General features: G+C 44.8%; 12 protein-coding genes. 5 read left to right on the top strand and 7 right to left on the bottom strand.

Annotation, left to right across the window (positions count from 1 at the left end; all coding sequences use genetic code 11):
* The first annotated feature begins 3 nt into the window (after positions 1-3).
* The 4 genes from KHS38_RS00820 to nhaA all read left to right on the top strand — a co-directional run bounded on the left by KHS38_RS00820 (position 4) and on the right by nhaA (position 5,554).
* Positions 4-1,599, top strand: a complete 1,596-nt coding sequence (locus KHS38_RS00820; protein WP_213486120.1) for a RagB/SusD family nutrient uptake outer membrane protein — start codon at positions 4-6, stop codon at positions 1,597-1,599.
* A 59-nt stretch (positions 1,600-1,658) separates the two neighbouring features.
* A complete protein-coding gene (locus KHS38_RS00815; RefSeq protein ID WP_213486116.1) occupies positions 1,659-2,654 on the top strand; it encodes a metallophosphoesterase in 996 nt (331 codons plus the stop codon).
* A 58-nt stretch (positions 2,655-2,712) separates the two neighbouring features.
* Complete coding sequence (locus tag KHS38_RS00810; protein ID WP_213486114.1) at positions 2,713-3,897, top strand: CehA/McbA family metallohydrolase; 1,185 nt, start codon at positions 2,713-2,715, stop codon at positions 3,895-3,897.
* Between the two features lie 340 nt (positions 3,898-4,237).
* The gene (nhaA, locus tag KHS38_RS00805; protein ID WP_213486112.1) at positions 4,238-5,554 is read left to right on the top strand and encodes a Na+/H+ antiporter NhaA; all 1,317 of its coding nucleotides are present in this window, start codon (positions 4,238-4,240) and stop codon (positions 5,552-5,554) included.
* A gap of 54 nt (positions 5,555-5,608) precedes the next feature.
* On the opposite strand, the gene KHS38_RS00800 is transcribed toward nhaA, so the two are convergent.
* The 5 genes from KHS38_RS00800 to KHS38_RS00780 all read right to left on the bottom strand — a co-directional run bounded on the left by KHS38_RS00800 (position 5,609) and on the right by KHS38_RS00780 (position 12,804).
* Positions 5,609-5,821, bottom strand: coding sequence for a hypothetical protein (locus KHS38_RS00800; RefSeq protein ID WP_213486110.1), 213 nt, complete (start codon positions 5,819-5,821; stop codon positions 5,609-5,611).
* 153 nt (positions 5,822-5,974) lie between these two features.
* Complete coding sequence (locus KHS38_RS00795; RefSeq protein WP_213486109.1) at positions 5,975-6,715, bottom strand: CE1 family esterase; 741 nt, start codon at positions 6,713-6,715, stop codon at positions 5,975-5,977.
* Between the two features lie 430 nt (positions 6,716-7,145).
* Entirely contained in the window at positions 7,146-9,503 is a 2,358-nt protein-coding gene (locus tag KHS38_RS00790) for a GH92 family glycosyl hydrolase (RefSeq protein ID WP_213486104.1), read from the bottom strand.
* A gap of 77 nt (positions 9,504-9,580) precedes the next feature.
* On the bottom strand, positions 9,581-10,990 hold the full coding sequence (locus tag KHS38_RS00785) for a sugar porter family MFS transporter (RefSeq protein WP_213486101.1): 1,410 nt from the start codon (positions 10,988-10,990) through the stop codon (positions 9,581-9,583).
* Positions 10,991-10,995: 5 nt separating this feature from the next.
* Positions 10,996-12,804: a class I mannose-6-phosphate isomerase gene (locus tag KHS38_RS00780; protein ID WP_213486089.1), complete on the bottom strand. Its 1,809-nt coding sequence runs from the start codon at positions 12,802-12,804 to the stop codon at positions 10,996-10,998.
* A 232-nt stretch (positions 12,805-13,036) separates the two neighbouring features.
* Between KHS38_RS00780 and KHS38_RS00775 the strand changes: the two genes are divergently transcribed.
* Positions 13,037-13,765 (top strand): GntR family transcriptional regulator, encoded by a 729-nt coding sequence (locus KHS38_RS00775; protein ID WP_213486088.1) that lies wholly within the window; start codon positions 13,037-13,039, stop codon positions 13,763-13,765.
* 168 nt (positions 13,766-13,933) lie between these two features.
* Here KHS38_RS00775 and KHS38_RS00770 read toward each other — a convergent pair whose 3' ends face one another.
* Together KHS38_RS00770 and KHS38_RS00765 are read right to left on the bottom strand one after the other, a co-directional pair.
* Positions 13,934-15,802 carry a RagB/SusD family nutrient uptake outer membrane protein gene (locus KHS38_RS00770; protein WP_213486086.1) on the bottom strand — a complete coding sequence of 623 codons (1,869 nt, stop codon included), beginning with the start codon at positions 15,800-15,802 and terminating at the stop codon, positions 13,934-13,936.
* A 10-nt stretch (positions 15,803-15,812) separates the two neighbouring features.
* Positions 15,813-19,190 carry a TonB-dependent receptor gene (locus KHS38_RS00765; RefSeq protein ID WP_213486084.1) on the bottom strand — a complete coding sequence of 1,126 codons (3,378 nt, stop codon included), beginning with the start codon at positions 19,188-19,190 and terminating at the stop codon, positions 15,813-15,815.
* Positions 19,191-19,357 lie beyond the last annotated feature (167 nt).

Below are 19,357 nucleotides of genomic sequence, written 5' to 3'. Positions count from 1 at the left end.
AGCATGAAAAAAATATTTATTACAGCAGCACTTTTATCCGCTTTTGCAGTAAGCTGTACCAAACTGGATGTTAATGTTGAATCGCAACTTACACCATCCAACTTTCCTACCAGTCCGGCCAGCTTTTTGGCGGCAACAGGACCCGTATATACGCAGTTACGCTCTATTTATGCGGTTGACTACTGGCGTATGCAAGAGCTATCAACCGACGAGGCTATTATACCGGCACGAGACGGCAATTATGACGATGGCGGCCAGTACCGCTTTTTACACCTGCATACCTGGAACCCCGACCACCCGAACGTAAAATCAAACTGGGAATGGGGCTTTGGCGGCATCAACACCTGTAACCGCATTATCAAATTATTTGAAGAAGCGCCGGAAAGCGACAGCAAGAAAACCTCCATTGCCGAAATGCGGGCCATGCGGGCGTTGTTTTATTATTTTATGATGGATTTGTATGGCAACGTGCCAATCATATCTTCTTTCCCGGTAAATGCGCCACCGCAAACAGCGCAACGGCCGCAGGTATTTGCCTTCATTGAAAAGGAACTAAAAGAAGCTATACCTAACTTGAGCACCGTAGCAGGCCAAACCACCTACGGCCGGCCAACCAAATGGATGGCTTTTGCCCTTCTCGAAAAATTGTACCTGAACGCCCAATATTACACTGGTCAGCCCCGCTACACAGAAACTGTAGCCATGGCCGATAGCGTGCTTGACCGAGCTAAAAGCACCTACTCGCTCGATGCCGATTACATGAGCATTTTTGCTCCCGAGAACGGGCCGCAAACCAAGGAAACCATTTTTGCTGTTCCTTATGATCCCAACGTGGCCGAGGGTAATCACTTTACTCGTTACGGCTTGCATACTGCAGTGCAAAACAAGTACAGCATTCCGTTCCGCCCGAGTATTGCTATGAGTACTATTAAGGAGTTTTATGAGAAGTTTAACATTACAGGCGATTTGCGTAATAATACCTGGCTGGCCGGCAAACAATATGAAAATGACGGCTCGCCAATCATTATCAAAACCACTAAAAAAGGTTTAGATGCATCTTACGCCGGTGCTGATGGTACCGCTGCTGTAAACTACCAATTAGACTTTACACCCGACATGCAGCTGGTAAAGCCTGCCACTATGGATGTTGGTAACGATGAATTGGGCAAGGCTAAAGGTGTACGCTCCATCAAATTCTACCCGGATAAAAATTCGAACCCAAGCACCCGTTATCAAGGCAATGATATGCCTGTTTTGCGACTGGCTGATGTGATGATGATGAAAGCAGAAGCAATATTACGAGGCGCTACACCAACTACGGTGGGTGGCGAGCTGCAAACAGCAGACGTACTGGTTAACAAAATCAGAACAAGGTCAAAAGCACCAGTGGTTTCTGGCATTACCCTGGATGAGTTGCTTAACGAACGTGCACGTGAGTTTGCCTGGGAAGGTTGGCGCCGTAACGATTTAATACGTTTTGGTAAGTTTGAAAACGCCTGGGGCTTTAAAACCAATACAGATGTGAACAAACGTATTTATCCCGTGCCAACCAGCGAAAAAGCGCTAAATCCAAACCTCGTACAAAATCCTGGTTATTAATTTGCATTACTTATTGCGTTGCCTGGCTTGTAGCCGGGCAATGCTCATTTATAAACTGTATGTTTCGTAGATACCAAATTGTGTTGACCTTTCTGCTATTTACTTCAGAACTAATTGCGCAGACCAAAGATTACAAAGCCGAGTACATAAAAGGATACCGGGGCGGTTATATAAAAAATCAGGAATCCATAGACGGCGCTTTGGAATTTGCGGTGGTTGGCGATTTTGGCCGCGGCGGCGAATATTATCAGAAAGATATGGCAGCAAACCTGGCAAAAGCTGTAACGGGTATCAATGCCAGTTTTATTATTTCAACCGGTGATAATATATATCCCGATGGCGTAGCTAGCGTGCATGATCCTTTGTGGAACCTCTCTTTCGAAAACGTGTTTTATCAGTATCCGTTGCACCGGCCATGGTATGTGGTGCTGGGTAATCATGACTATCACCAAAATCCGCAAGCCGAAGTTGACTATTCGCAGATAAGCGGCCGCTGGAATATGCCGGCCCGTTACCATTCATTTAAACAACGAATAGGTACAAACGCCGAAGCATTATTTGTGTTTATAGACACCAACCCGCTTGAACCCAGTTCTTATAACAGTTCTTACCGCGATGAATTGATACGCCAAGACAGTACCAGGCAAAAGCAATGGCTGGAAAAAGTATTATCCGACACCAGTTCTACGGTTAAATGGAAAATTGTGATCGGGCATCACCCGCTGTACACTGCGGGTAACCGTGCATTGAATAAGCCCGAAATGCGCTATACGTTAGAACCGCTGTTCGAAAAATATAAGGTGAACGTTTACATATCGGGGCATGAACACCACTTGCAATATTATCATCCACCACAAAAATTCACCCACCACTTTATCTCAGGCGCAGGTTCAGAGGCTAATGAATCATTACAGCCACGCGGCCCAGTGGATTTTTTTGCCCCCATACAGGGTTTCATGACCTTTTCAATAACGCCCAACCAGCTGCTTATGCAAGCTATCAACCGCAAAGGGAAGGTTTTAAAGAAATTAACGGTAGCTAATAGCAATAAATAAGCATTCGTAACTGGTTTTCCGCACCGGTAAACAAATACAATATTCATATCCTGATTGCATGAAACTACTAACATTCATTTACCTGCTTTGCCTGTCAAGCTTGTGTTATGGACAAAGCAATCACATTAACCCCTGGGAAACCGGTAAGCCTGCCGCCCTGCCGCCTGTTGCCGGGTTAAGTAGTGGCGTTTGGCTGAAAGGTGATTTGCATTTACATTCCCGTCACAGCAAGGAATCATCTAATAACGCTGTCGCTAAAATTATCAGTTTTGCCAAATCTGTAGGCATGGGCTTCATTTGCATTACCGATCATGATAACCATGTACAAGGTGATGTAGCCCAACATACCTGGCTCGATCCAGAATTTAAATCAGATTCACTCCTGTTACTTTACGGTGCCGAATGGACTACCACCCGTGGGCATGGCAACGTATTTTCTGCCCAGCCTTATGATCACCAACGCTTGTTTGATGTGCGCGACCAGCGCGATGTGGTGATAGGTGCAGTGAAGAAAAATCTGAACATCCACCTTTCGGCCAACCATCCGAGCGGTAAAGATCATTTTGGTTACTCTTATGACCTGATCGAATCGATGGAAGTATGGAACTCATCCACATGGGCCAAAAATGAAAGTGCACTGATGATTTGGGATGATATGCTTTCATCGGGCCGTAAACTTACTGCCAGAGGCGGTAGTGATGCCCACCATGGTTTGCCTGACAGACCTGAACTGGCAACAGCCAACAGCAAGCTGGTGAAAACGAACTATGTTGGCACACCCACTACCTGGGTGTATGCTACGGAGAAGACACCGCAGGGCGTGATAAACGCATTAACCAATGGCCGTGTTTCAATTAGTGCCAACCCTTATGCACCACGCGTTGAATTTTATGCCGACATTAATAGCGATGGAAAAATGGACATGATGATGGGCGACAATACAATGGCTACCGGCAATGCGGTAAATTTTAGTATTAACCTCAGTGGAAACATCCCATCAGGAAATACTTATACTATTAAAGTGATAAAAAATGGCGGTGAATTTGGCACCTATAAGGTAGACGGGAATAAACCAGCTATTGGGTTTGTAGATGCACCGGCTATTAGTGGGCGCACTTACTACCGTGTTGAAGTGACGGGTACACCTGCTCCGTATCCGCAGGTTCCCGGCTCAACGGCACTTAGCGATAATATGATTGCCATATCTAATCCAATATATTTCAACTTTGATCCAAGCTTTTGAGAGTTTGCAGCCTTGTTATTGAAAGCAGGCATCAGGTGGCTGTTGATAAACAATAACGCATTTGCATCTCTATTGCTTACTGTTATGAGGCGGCACATAAGCCGCTTTTGGAACGGAATTAACACAATTATGTTAACTTTACAGTTTAGGAACCAATAGTAAGGTACTGTTTAGTGCCTCAATAGTTGAAAGGGAACGACATACACAGAACGCGTAAAAGTTGAACAACAAACACTTTTTTCTGTTTGATTGTAGATTAGCAGAGGTAATGGATTTTTGTATCCTCCCTTTTCGTTTTAAAGTGTAGTGCTTCGTTGCCTTATTATTTAGTAATCTGCCCATGACCAAATCCCCTATAGATCATCTCATAAAACCCGTAAGTAAATTCATCCAACTGGAATACACCAGCGGCGTTGTGTTATTAGCCGGTGTGCTGATTGCTATTCTGTGGGTAAACTCACCTTTTGCTGATAGCTATCATCACTTATGGGAAATTAAATTTTCACTGGGGTTCGACAATGAAGTACTAAACCACCCCTTACACCTTTGGATCAACGACGGACTTATGGCCGTCTTTTTCTTCGTTATCGGGCTGGAGTTGAAGCGGGAGTTCCTGGCGGGCGAGTTGTCATCGATAAAAAAAGCAGCGCTACCGATGGTTGCAGCGGTGGGCGGCATGCTGGTACCCGCTGCAATATATACGTTGCTGAACCATGGCAGTGATGCGGCGCACGGCTGGGGCATTCCCATGGCTACGGATATTGCTTTTGCGCTTGCTTTGTTATCTATTGCAGGCAAGCACGTACCTTCCTCCGTCAAAGTATTCCTTTCAGCCCTTGCGGTGGCTGATGATTTGGGTGCTGTTCTGGTAATTGCCTTTTTTTACAGCGCTGATTTACACACTCAACCGCTATTAATTGCAGGAATATTTTTACTGGCTCTTGTTCTGGGTAATGCATTAGGCATAAGGCACTCTGCTTTTTACCTGATTTTAGGTTTCGGGGTTTGGGTAGGTTTTCTGCTATCGGGCGTACATGCGACTATAGCCGGTGTATTGGTGGCATTCACCATTCCTGCCCGTACCAGAGTTAACGAAACCCTGTATGCTGACCGATTACGAGAACTCTCTTATGAATTTGAAGAAGAGATACCGAATTGCAGCACGCTAACCACACCACGCCAGCATGAAACCATTGAACGTATTAAAAAACTAAGTTTGGCGGCACAAACACCGCTTCAAAAAATTGAACATACGCTGCATCCCTGGGTAGCATTTTTAATTATGCCTGTGTTTGCGCTGGCCAATTCAGGTATTGTAATTGGCAGCAACTTTTTCTCGGCACTTTTAAACCCGGTGAGTTTGGGCGTGGTATCGGGATTAGTGATTGGGAAGTTTATCGGCGTTTTATTTTTTACCTGGATTATGATAAAAACGCGCCTGGCCGATTTTCCGCAAAGCGCCACATGGCGGCATATGTTTGGCGTTGCAGCGCTAGCAGGTATTGGTTTTACCATGTCGCTGTTTGTTTCGGCACTGGCGTTTGATAGTGCAGCAATGATTGAGCAAGCGAAATATGGTATTTTACTGGCCTCTTTAATGGCAGGTATTATCGGCACCCTGATTTTGAAACAATCTGCAAAACCAATTGAGCAGTAAATGCCAATTGCACGGAAACCTCCTTTAATTTTTAAATAGTCTGCCGGTAATTGCTTAAGCGCGCTTAGCCGTAGCCAATAAAGCGACACCACCAATCAGCATTATACCGCCTGCATAAGGTGGCCAGTTCACCGATTTCTCTTTATCGGCGGATATTTGTATAGGACCAGCATCAACTATCTTTTCTTTTTTGGTATAAGTAAAACCGGTCCAAATAAGCATAATTACCCCGATCACAATAAGTACTAATCCGACTGTTCTTTGCATAATTTTCAAGTTGATATCATTAAAGCAATAAAACAGGGAATTAGTTTTGATAGACTTTACAGCACATCAAAATTTAGTCTAAGGCAGTCGTAAAAGTGACGGTTGTAAAACAAGGAACTACATCAAAGCTCCAGATGCATGCGATAAAAAATGTTACGGCCTTTTTATACTCTTGAAAAATCTCACAACTACCGCATCAGCTTCCCGAGGGTAGGTATGACCGCCCGGGTGTTGATAAACAACCACTGGTGCACCAACTGCCGAAGAGTAAAATGTAGCCCAATCACCGTAGGGTTGTCCTGTGATTTGGCATTCATTTAATTGCTGCAGTCGGCGTACCGTCATCATTTGCCAGCCGGGTTTCACTAATGGGTCTTGCGTACCGATAATTTGTAAAACAGGTTTCGGCGTCAACTGACCAACGCTTTGGGTGCCAGCGGCCGCGGATGGAGCCACGGCGGCCAACAGTTCACCGCGTGTGGCCCAAAGTAAGTAAACAAAGCTGCCACCATTTGAATGCCCGGTTGCAAAAATACGGTTACGGTCAATTTTATACTGTTCCTGTAAGTCGGCAAGCATAACATCAAAAAAGTGGAGATCCCGGTCTTGCTGATCGCCCGCCCCTTGTTGCCAGCCGGTTAGGCGCCCCTTTAGATCGACTATTTTACCGGGAGTATTTAATCCCTGCGGTACAATGATGATAGATTCGGGCCATAGCTTTTCGAATTCATGTTGGCTAAGCATTTCCTGCATGTTGCCGCCATGCCCATGGAACACAAAAATAACGGGCGTAAGCTGCGTTTTAGCAGTGCCGGGTAGGTAAACCATCGCCTCACGTGTGGTATCACCTACTTTCCAATGCCTTATTTGTGCGACACTATTAGTTTGTGCCAAAGCAGTACATGGCAACGCAAAGAAATAGCTTATGAGAGAACCTATTACGAAAAATCTTAGAAAAGTCCGTTGCATAAGTTTGGTTGATATCAATTACGCACGTAGTCAACTATGTTGCGCTATAATGAGTTTGAACAAAATATTTTCTGGAGGTTTAATATCAGGGATCAAATCAGCACTATAGGCATAGACATGCATTAAAACTTTTACAAAGAAGAATCCCGATCTTGGTGAACAGAAGTACTTGTTTAGGTTACAATGTATATGAGTGTTGTCAAATTCAAAAAAAGAAGCCCCTCATTGAATTGAGGGGCTTCTTTTTTTGAGCACTAACTTTGTACGTTTTTATGGGAAAACCAGTTGGAATCGCCTCTCCATATCAAGTTTTAGGTTGCAATAGTATCCTTAAATTCTAAAGCATTTTCCATAATTACTGCACAGATGGAGGAGGAACTTTGGTTCCCCAATTGATATTTGGCTTACTTCCCATTACCAGTTCCAACTTGCCTCCTTTCATGAGTTCATCCCGGTACAACCAGCAGTTATTTAAGGGTTTACCGTTAAACTTAGCCGATTGAATGTAGGTATTCTTAGCTGAATTATTTTTAGCCTGAATTGCGAGTTGTTTGCCGTTGCCGAGCTGTATAGTAGCTTTGTTAAATACCGGGCTGCCAATTTCAACGATGGGTTTCAAATCGGTAAATCCCTTAACATCAAACAAACCCAGCGCAGCCATTACATACCATGATCCCAATTGTCCCTGATCCTCATCCTGGCCATAGCCATACCCATGTATGCTTTCGGTACCATAAAATTCGTCACAAATAGCACGGCTCCATTTTTGGGTTAACCAGGGCTTACCAGAAAAGTTGAAGAGCCAGCTGATATGTAAATTAGGCTGATTACCGTGGTTATACAGTGATTTTACACCGGCAAAAGCATCAATTTCTTTACCGCCGCCAAATCCGTTTTTCTGCGCGGTTACAAAAATATCATCCAGTCGTTTATTAAACTCGTCCTTACCGATCGCCGCTATTAAAGCTTTAGGGTTTTGAGGAACAAAGAAAGTATATTGAATTGCATTGCCCTCCTGAAATCCGCGCCATGCTTCATAAGGATCAAATTTATCGATGAATGTACCATCTGCACGCTTAGGGCGTATCAGTTTCTGTTCCTTATCAAACAACAGTTTCCAGCCGTTTGATAATTTAATCAGTTGCTGGTAGTCGGCCGTTTTACCCAAGGCCTTGGCCATTTGAGCAGCAGCAAAAGTGCTATAGCTGTATTCAAGCGTATGGGAGGCCGAGAAATGCGCGCCTTCTGCATCAGCTTTATCCTCGTCAACGTATGGCGAGTAACCATACTTTACAAAGGCTTCTACATCCATTTTGCCCGCGCCGGTTTTACGGTTTTTACCGTTCAGCTCATTCGCTTTAATTGCTTGATAAGCCTCTTGCACATTGTAATCGCGGATACCTATGTTATAAGCAGCAGCTATGGCCAGTCCAACAAAATTGGTTCCTACGCCCGATACAAAATTACTATTGGCAATACCATCTCCAAACCATCCGCGCTCATTGTAAACCTGCAATTGGGTTTGCACAAAGTTGTTGTAATGCTGCGGGTATGACAGAGCCCATAATTGGGTTAAATTCCAGTAACCGCCCCAAATAGCATCGGTATTGATGAAATCGGCGTGGTACTTTCCCTGCCCTGCAGGCAGATGGCCAATTGAGCCATCATGCTTAGGGTAAGTACCGTTTACATCGCTGGCAACACCACGCCCCAATAAAGCATGAAATAAGCCGGTATAAAACTTCACCTTATCGCTTTCATTGCTGCCTTCTACATAAAGCTTGCTCAGTTCACGTTGCCATATCTGCTGTGCCTGCTGCTTAGCCTGATTAAACGATAAACCTCGCGCCTCTGCCTGAAAGTTAGCTTTGGCATTTTCAATAGACGTGTAAGACTGACCAACCTTTAATTCAATTGCTTCCTGGTTATTCGTTTTATAATTCAGGAACACACCAGCGCCTTTACCTTGCGATGCGGTAGCCCCTTGCGTAATCCCGGCATCATTAAATGCACCAACAGTTTCGGGTTTCTTACTGATCTCTCCCCAAAAATACATGGCCACTTGCCCATCCGGATCAGAGCCTTTTAAATATTTTGGATAGGTGATCACATAGCCCTGAAAATGCGTTTCATCAGTCATGCTTACTTTAGCATCCTTAACATCGCCGCTTTCGCCCTGTACGTTTCCAATGTCCAGAATTACCCTCGACTGCTTGTTTTCAGGGAATGTATAACGATGAAAGCCTACATGTTTGGTTGCGGTTAATTCAGCCGTGATATGGTAATCATCCAATAGTACTTTGTAATATCCTGGTTCAGCTGTTTCGTTTTTACGGTCAAAGCGGGAGCGGTAACCGCCGTCCGGGTTCTCCAGATCACCGGGCTTTACCTTCAATTCGCCTGTTGCCGGCATTATACTAACGCCGCCCACCTGCCATTCATGAAAATGAACAAAGCCTTCAATAGAATTATGACGGGTATCATAACCAATAGCCTCCCAACCCTGCTTATTGCCATAGTGCCCATTGGTAGACGGGGCAAGTTTAGCCATACCATAGGGAACGGCAGCAGGCGTGTAAAAAAACCACCGGCTATGTGCTGTTCCAATATTGGGGTTTACATATTTTAATACGTTTTGGTTTTGTGCTGACAGATTGTTTGTAGCAAGCAAACCTGCCAGCAAAACAATACAGGTCTTAAATTTAATTCTCATAATAGATAGTTTGCGCCGCAATATATCAGCAAATAATGAATTGCGACTGTTTAAATACATTTCGAATATTATAACATTTAGGCTTGGTAGTTCTGCTTCCAGTAGTTTTCTATTTCTTCGAGTGAGCGGCCTTTGGTTTCGGGGATAAGTTTCCAGGTGAGCCACAAAGCCGGCGAGCAGCAGATTGCAAACAGCCAGAACGTCCAGGAGGCGCCAACCCCTTCCAACATCACCGGCGTTAGCTGACCTACTAAAAAGTTGCCTACCCATAAGGATAAGGTTGCCAGTGCCATCGCTTTACCGCGAATTGCGTTGGGGAAGATCTCGCCAACCACCACCCAGCAAACCGGGCCGAATGAAAAAGCAAAGCAGGAAATAAAGGCCAGTATGGCTATCAGTATCCACGGGCCGGAGGTAATGCCAAGCGAAAACAAGGCACCGATGACCACCAGGGACACCACAGCGCCGCCCACACCTAAAAAAAGCAATGGCTTGCGCCCCCACTTGTCTACCGTAAAAATGGCTACGAAGGTGAATACGACGTTCACCAAACCGATGGTTACCTGTCCGCCCAAGGCACTATTTAAGGTAAAGCCCGCCTGCTCTAATATGCGCGGGCCGTAATAGATCACGGCATTAATACCGCATACCTGTGATAAAAACGGCAGCAGCAAACCTATCCATAATGCTTTCCGGTACACCGGTTTAAACAGTTCTTTCAGGGAGGTGTCATCATTATCAGCTTGTGCCTTAAAAGCTTCCACTTCCTGCGTAGCGGCCAATGGCCCGTCTATCCTGGTCAGAATCAGTTTCGCTCTTTGCTCCTCGCCTTTTAACAACAACCACCTTGGCGATTCGGGTACCAAAAACAGGGATACCAGGAATACAGCCGCCGGCAAGGCGCCTAAGCCCAGCATAGCACGCCATACCTGGGCAGATAAGATGAGCTGCGCACTGCCTGCATCATGGTTATCAGCAGCATGATTTGCCAGCCAGGCATTGGAGAAGTAGGCCAGAACGATGCCTATCGTCAAAGCAAGTTGATAAAGCGATACCATCATCCCCCGGTACCGGGCCGGGGAGAACTCGGATATGTATAATGGGGAGACCATGGAGGCAACGCCAATTCCCAAACCGCCAACCAGGCGGAAAATGATCAGCACGTTGAACGAGCCAGACCACATACAACCCAGTGCCGATGCCAAGAACAGCACAGCCGACAAGATGAGCACGATTTTGCGCCCGTACTTGTCGCTTAACTTGCCCGAGAAAGCTACGCCCACAATACAGCCCAGTAAGGCACAGCTTACAAACCAACCTTCACTTACGGCATTCAACGCAAAGTCGTGCTTAACCAGACTAACCGTACCCGAGATCACCGCTGTATCAAACCCGAACAAAAACCCGCCCAGGGCGGCTACCAGGCAAACCATATACAGGTACAGGCTGCTCTTTTTCAATTCAGTGCCGTTTGTTGCATCTGCCATATTGGTTATTTTAAAAAGGCTTTAATCACTTTTGCACGGGCGTGGCCCAGGTTAGTTAAACTGTAGGAACCGGCAGCAGCGGGTATAACAAATGTTTCTGCGTAGGCAAAGCGCTGTTTGGTACCATCTGCTGTTTGCAGCATAATGGCCTCTCCTTCTACCAGCATCAGTACGTGGCATACGTTGGCTGTCTCAACTACTGTGGTGTTGTCAAACTCGATGCGGTGTACATCATAAAAATGGTCAGCATGGGTAGGTAGGTGAACCAGCTGGTAATCTGCTCTGCTATCGATTACCTGAGGCATCGAGATCAGTTCTTTCTGCACCTGCCCGCCCTTGCGGTTAAAGTCGAGGTTGTTGAACGCATGTTCTATATTGATCGGGCGCGGGTTACCATCCAGATCCAGGCGCACCCAATCGTACATCTTAAACGTGAAGATGTAAGGTGTGGCACTTATCTCCAATACCAGGTTGCCAGCGCCTGCGCTGTGTACCGTACCGTTAGGTATCAAAAACAAGTCATGCTTTTTGGCAGCATGAACCTGTACATATTGTTCGATGTCTATGGCTTTGCGTGATGCCTGGCTTTCCTCCAGTACCGCTTTGAATTCATCAGGGTCAATACTGTCCTGAAAACCCAGGTAAACGCTTGCCTCGTCCTCGCAATCCAGAATGTAATAGGTTTCGTCCTGCGTAATCGTTTCGCCGAAGTTTTCCTGTATGTATTGTAGCCTTGGGTGGCATTGTATGGACAGGTTGCCGCCCTTAACCGTATCCAGAAAGTCGAAACGGATGGGAAATTCATCACCGAAGCGATCGGCGTGCTTACCTAATATATCGATGCCGTTGCTGAACATGATCGTATCGAAAGATATTTCCAGCAGGTTCCCGTCACTCTCGAAAACCAGGCCATTCTCGGGTACAATCAGCTCGAATGACCAGGCCAGGTTTACCACATCGGTGTTCAGGTTCTTGATGTGCTTTTTCATCCACTGCCCGCCCCAGGCGCCCGGTTCAAACCACGGCCGCACGCGCAGCACGGATGTGCTTAACTGGTGCAAACCAGCAGCCAGATCTGCTTTATGCATCCAGTTAACAGTATCCGGCCATTGACCATCGGCCATGATTGCGATTTTATCCAAAAGCGCTTTTTTGTAGTTGTTGAGCATTACCCAATCCACAAAGTAAAACCGCTTATACATCTGGAAGGGTTCTGCCGGCGCTGCAGCGCCCAGATTGGTGATGCTGCCGGCCCGCATTCGAAACTGTATCTCATTCTTGGGCATATCGAAATAAATGACCGGTGCGGGCCAGCCGGATAAAGCAGCACCTGTGCCTATGATGATATTGATATCGCAGCTTTCGTCGGCAGTTTGTGCGGTCAGTTTAGGCTTAAACAGGTCGGCTAACGCCAAAGTGGTCTTGGTTCCCCATACAGAAGTATATTCGCCTAAAAAAGGCGCAACGAGTGTATCTATCTGTTCCGAAGGTTTCAGCAGACCGGCTGTCTCTATCCAGTTTACACTTAGTCCTGCTTCTTCGAAGCACTGTTGCAAGCCTTTTTGAATCCTATCCCAAAGTACGCCTGCATAACCATCTATCAAAACCGTTTTTTGTTCGATGATGTATCTGGCTAGGGATCCGAATCCATTGAAGATTTTTCCTGACCCTAAGGAGGCAGCCGGGTAGACATTATACGTATTGTCAGTATCCGGTATGCCTGCTGCTTGGGCCGGCATCAAAAACTGCGAACTCTTCCTCACTCCAGAGTTGAGCGTTAATGCCTGCTGGAAATCGCTGATGTTGTTATTCATAATTGGTTAAAGTAGACGCGTGGTAATGATTAGATATAGCATTTTAGCTTCTATTAAGGGGCTATGATATTCACATCTATTATGTACAAACATATGAACATATTCTATAATTGCAAATTTAACTTTCACTGAAAACAAGTGATCGATGTGCGCTTATAAGCCCGTTACTAATATGTATGTACAATTGGCTTCGGCCATTTTTATCATTATTATTGCATAGCAATTGTTTCTTATGAAATACACTATCGATCATAAAAGTCCCATCCCCCTGCATATGCAGGCTGAAGAACTTTTGCGAAAACTCATTGCGGAGGAAGATTTCCAGAACGGAAAATTGTTACCTAATGAGGTAGAGCTGGCTAAAATGCTGGCGATATCGCGAACCACCTTACGCCAGGCACTCAACAAACTTGTATTTGAGGGGCTGTTAGTTCGCAAAAAGCGGAAAGGTACCAAGGTTAGCCAGGCAACTGTTAGCTCAAAATCCAACAACTGGCTCAGCTTTTCGCAAGAGATGAAATTGCGGGGCATCACCATAAAGAATTTTGAACTGCATATTACTTGGGTTTACCCGGACCAACACTTGGCAAACTTTTTTGAAATCACGACGGATAGAAAAGTTTTGAAGATGGAAAAAGTTCGTGGTAAGGTGGATGATCCTTTTGTGTATTTTATATCCTACTTCCATCCCAGGATTGGCTTAACCGGCGATGAGGACTTTAAACGACCACTGTATGAACTACTGGAGCAGGACTACTCTACGATTGCCACTTTATCAAAAGAAGAAATCAGCGCTCATGCGGCAGACCAGTCAATTGCCGACAAACTGCACATCAAAACTGGCGAACCGGTACTTTTCCGCAAACGCTTTGTTTTTGATCAGGGAGAACGCCCGCTTGAATATAATCTTGGATATTATAAAGCGGATAGCTTTGTGTATACCGTAGAAAGTAGACGCTAGATTTAACGCTTACTATCAAATTAAGAGCAACCGAAAATTCAGTTCGAAATAAATTCCACTTTAAATTTAAAATCCAGGTAAGGAACCTTTCGAAGAGTTCCTTACCTGGATTAATTAGCTTCTGCCGAGTATATCAAAACAACTCAAGCAGTAGGCCAAAACATGAATTTACCAGCCGTAGTTTTGTACCAGAGCGGGATCTATATTGAGTTCTGTTTGTGGAATTGGCATCAGGTAGTGCCTGTCCAGGAAAACCCTGGTCTGATCTACCACCACTTTATAAAATACGGCTACACCGGCGGCTTCGCTATTCGGATCAAACCCGGTGCTGTTAAGTTCAGCAGGCGTCGGTCTGGCATTTAAACCGTGCATGTTGCCGTTGTCTACCGTTTTGGCAATCAGCCAGCGACGTACATCCCAAAACCGCTGATTTTCAAATGCGAACTCTACGCGTCTTTCATTTTGAATTCTCTTACGCATACCTTCTTTGGTATTGTCGCCTGTTAGTATGGGAAGGCCGGGCATGGATACTCTGCTCCTTACCTTGTTTATTGCATTATATACATCACCGTTAGGTGCTGCCAAATACTCGTTCATTGCCTCTGCATAAATCAAGTACATTTCGGCTAAACGAATGATCGGGAAGTTCCGGTTAGCGTTGCCCCCACCTTTCAAATTTACTTGCGGATCGGCCCATTTACGCCAGTTATAACCTGTTTCACAATTAGTACCAGGTTTTGGCCAGCCATCAGCAGCACCACCATTGTTTCCAAACCAGGCAAATCTTAGCGGACGGCCATTATTTGAATAATTCCATACATCGTATTGGAAAAAGATACTTGCATAAAAGCGTGGATCTCTGTTTTTAAATCTGTTTGAAACCTTCGTTACCGGCGTATTCCGTACGCCATCCCATAATGTGCCATCCCAAAATCCATCCTCTTGGTAACCCGATTGCGGATCGGCAATGGGGCGGCCATTGTTCATCTCATAAGAGTCAACCAACTCCTGGAACACACTCATTTTACCATTGCCGTTAACTGCATTTGCATCCCGGCCATTAGGCATGTAATTCCCTTCAAAATCGCGGTTGCCGCCCATAATCAGCGGCAATATCATCTCATCAGAATTTCTGGTAAAAAACAGCTGTGCATAATTATCAACAGGATTTCCAGGATTAGGGTTTGATAATGAGTATGCATTAAGATCCAAAACGGCTTTGGCAGCATTTGCAGCCAGCAGCCACTTATTATTATCGTACCCTTGCGGAAACAACTGCTTGCCATCGGCATTTTTAACACTTGCATACATAGGATTACCGTTAAACAACGGACTTGCCGCATACAGTAACGTGCGTGCCTTTAAAGCCAGGGCCGCTCCCTTCGTAATACGGCCATAATCGCTTGAACCGGCAGGGTAAGATAAAGGCAATATCTCTGCAATAGCATCGCATTCTGACGTGATATAGCCTACCACCTCGTCAATTGAATTCCTTGCCGTATTGGTCGCTGCAGGATCGGTAGGAGTTAAAACTGAATTAAGTAAAGGCACGGCACCATACCTTCTGAACAATTCAAAGTACTGATTTGCGCGTAAAAACCGTGCTTCGGCTTTGTACTGAGGGATACGTGGCTGGTAGTAATCGAGCCGGGATGCCGGAAGCGGCGTCCTGTCTATATTTGCTAGAAAAAGATTGGCAGAACGGATATATTGGTAAGCACTGCCCCACATATCCAAAGGGTTACTGGTTGCGTTCCATGCACCGGAATTGAAAGCCAGTTCGGGCACATTCTCCCAGTGATTTTTACATTCATCAGTACAAGCTCCCAAAATTGTTCCACCTCCTCGTACAAACTGAACATCATTATTATTGAGTGATGCATATAAATGCGCCCAAGCCTTTTCGGCATTTTGAATATTGTCAAAAACGGCTTTCTCTGTTACAAGTTCAGTGGGTACTACATCCAAATATTTTTTGCATGACGCTGCCAGTACACATGCAGCAAACATCAGTAATAAAACTTTATTCTTTTTCATGTAAATCATTTTAAAAAGTAAATCTCAAACCGGCATTCAAAACCTTTTGCTGCGGATAGGTGCCTGTACCATTGTTTCCAATCTCTGGGTCAAAATTGAAGTCCTTAAGTTTGCTCCAGGTCAGCAGATTGATACCATTTACAAACAGGCGTGCATTGTTGATGCTGATTTTTTTCATCCAACGCTTTGGTAAAGTGTAGCCTAATTCAACTGTCTTTAACCGAATGTAATTAGACGAGTAAATCCAGAAAGTTGACGCCTGCTGATTATTAACATTATCGTTAGCTGAGATACGCGGGAACATGTAATCGCCATCGGGGTTTGATGGCACCCAATGGTTGTCCACTACCTGCTCCAATGCACTTGCAAATCTGGAGAACGGAAATACGCCTGATCCGGAAAGCAAGGTAGATCCACCCAAGCCACCTTGTAACAGCACACTCACATCAAAATTCGAATAATGATAACCTAATGCAATACCAAACTGTGAGGTTGGGTTAGCAACCTTGCCCGGCAGATAGCCGGCATCCAGGCTGTTGATTATACCATCCTGGTTTAAATCCTGGTATTTGATATCACCCGGCCTAATAACGCCAAAACTTGATTGCGATGGACTGTTGTTAATATCCTCCTGGCTTTTGAACAGGCCTACAGCCGTGTATCCGTATATTTCATTGATACTTGTACCTTTTAGAGCCTGCCATTCTCGCCCCGGATAATCTGGCTGTGCGAAGAACAATATTTTATTGCGGGCATAGGCGTAATTGATAGTGAGACTGTACCCCTGCTTGCTATTGAAGTCGTGCCGGTGTGTGAGGGATATTTCGTAACCTTTATTTTCCGTGATGCCTGCATTTACAGCCGGAACTTGTGGAAGACCGATGAATGACGGGATAAGTTGTGAGGTTGCCAGGATATTGGTACGGCGCTCCCTGAAAACATCTGCCGTTACAGAAAGGCCACCCCGCCATAAACTCAAATCAAAACCGATGTTCAATTTGCGGGCCTTTTCCCAGGTTAAAAGCATATTACCTGCTTGCCCCTCCACGTATCCATCATAACCGTTTCCATTATTATTCAAACCGAAGGTATATCCACTACCCGGTACCCAGGTGCTCAGGTATAAAAATCGTAACGGGTTATTCGGGTCGGGTGCAATTTTATCGTTACCCACAATACCGTAAGATCCTCTGATCTTTATTTGGTCAATAAAGGTGAGTGCTGTGTTATTCTTGATGAAGTTTTCATTGGAGATCAGCCATCCTGCCGAAACAGCCGGGAAGAATCCGAATCTGTGGCCGGGTGCAAAGTTTTCTGACCCATTGTATCCAAAGTTAAATTCGGCCAGATACTTATCATTATAAGCGTAAGCTACCCTTCCTAAATATCCCTGGTATTTATAGGGCAAGCCGTTTTTGGCATTGCCAGCACCCCCTCCTACATTATTGAAAAAGCTGGTTTGGTTATATATACCCATTGCTTTTACAGAGTGCTTTCCAAAATCCCGGTCGTAATTAATATAAGCCTCAAATACCGTCCTGCGGCTTCCGTTGGCGGTTACCTGGTAATCAAGGGTTCCGTTACCATTATTTACGGTAACATAATGTCCATTTTTAATCAAATCTGTTTCCGTATCGGGCACACCGGGATTTAACAAAAATTGATAAGTACTGAAAGACAATGCCCTGTTAACGTTCCTATAATTTTGATTGTCAAAAGAAAGCCGTACACGCGAACTTAAACCTTTTGTTAGCCAGCCCATATCCCATTTGAAACCGGCTGTGGACTGAAGTTGGGTATCAAACAATCGCTGATATCCGGTTTGTGTTAAATCCACATATGGCGACCTGTTAGTATTTGGCGCTGCTCCGGGTGATCCATCTGGGTTAAGAATAGGATAATACCATGCGGGCGTTTGTTTAATGTCATTAAATATGTCAGAGGCACTAACGCCAGGATAATTCCTGTCAAGCACAATGGCACCCAGATTCAGTTCCATCGACAACCTGTTGGTTAGCGCTAAATCAATATTCGACCGGAAGTTGTATTTCTTGGTTATAGCCTGTATATCATATTGGCTGATGGTTTCTTCATAATTGTATAAACCGTTTTGCTGGAGATATGATAAAGAAATAAAATACTTGGCTTTATCACCGCCACCTGAAACATTCAGGTTGGCTTGTGACAGGTAGGAAAAACGTTTAAGCATAGCCTTAGTCCAATTTACATTGGGGTAGAGATACTCATAAGCGGGCGATGTGCGGTCACGATACTTGTTGAGCATAGCATCGGTATAGGCACTGGTATCAGAAAAACGGCCGTCATTTATAAGCCCCTCTTTGTAAAGTTTGCGTCCGGTATAAGAATCTACATATTGCGGCAATGAGGTGGGCGACTGCCAGCCGTTCTGCGCTGTAGCCGCGATGGTTGCTACGCCATTCTTACCTCTTTTAGTGGTTACCAGTATTACACCATTAGCACCCTGTATACCATATATGGCGGTTGATGCCGCATCTTTTAAAATGCTCACGCTCTCCACCTCGTTTGGATCCAGACCGCTAAAGTCTCTCTGTATACCATCAACCAAAACAAGCGGTGCCGCATTGTTTGTGGTACCGAATCCCCTGATGTTGAGGTTTGAGCCATCTGCTCCCGGTTCGCCGCTATTTTGCACGGTTAAAAGGCCGGGCAACCGGCCAGCCAAAGCATTACTTAAATTAGCCACCGGACTTTGCTGCAATTCCTTAGTGCCAACTGCTGCAATTGCTCCGGTAACACGTTCCCTCTTTTGTGTGCCGTAGCCAACAATCACCACATCACTCAAGGCATCCAACGGCGATAACCGAATGTTGCGCAGGTCTTCCTTCACAGAAATTTCTCTCGTTTTAAAGCCGCTAAAAGAGATGACCAATGTGGCACTATCCGGTACATTTGCAATGGTAAATTCACCATTTTCATTAGTAGTAACGGCTCTGGTACCGCCTTTAACCCTTACCGTTGCACCAGGCAGCGGCAATCCTTTTTCATCATTTACAGTTCCTTTAACTGTAATGTTTATTGCCGAAACAGAAGGATTTACTGTAACCTGCTGCTTTGCTGAGCCTTTAATTACAATGATTTTACCGGCAAATTCATAAGAAAGCGATTGTCCTTTAAAGCACTGGTCGAGCACATCTTTAATATCAGCATCTTTAACACTGATAGTTACCGGCCTGGTATTTTTCAGAAGCTTATTTTTATAAAAGAAGGTATATCCGCTTTGCTTTTTGATTGTTTTGAACAGTTTATCGAGAGATGCTCCGTTTTCTGACAGGGTTATCTTCTGCGCATATACTCCTGCCCGAACTTGAAGTGTGAAAACTATTGTTAACAGAAATATTAGTTTCATCAATAAAAATGATCTTCGAGATAAAAATGAATAGACATAGAAAATTCTACCACGTAAATAAATTTTCATAGTTTCGTTAGGTTTTGGTTTGATAATAAGTTAACGCACGAGGTTTTCTGAAATCTTAAGGCCAAAACCACTGCATAAGCAGTTCGGCCGGTTGTGTT

Origin of the sequence: Mucilaginibacter sp. Bleaf8 (assembly GCF_018390515.1) — a bacterium.
Taxonomy (GTDB): domain Bacteria; phylum Bacteroidota; class Bacteroidia; order Sphingobacteriales; family Sphingobacteriaceae; genus Mucilaginibacter.
Note: the sequence above shows the minus strand (reverse complement) of the source record. Positions and strands in the feature narration are given on the sequence as shown.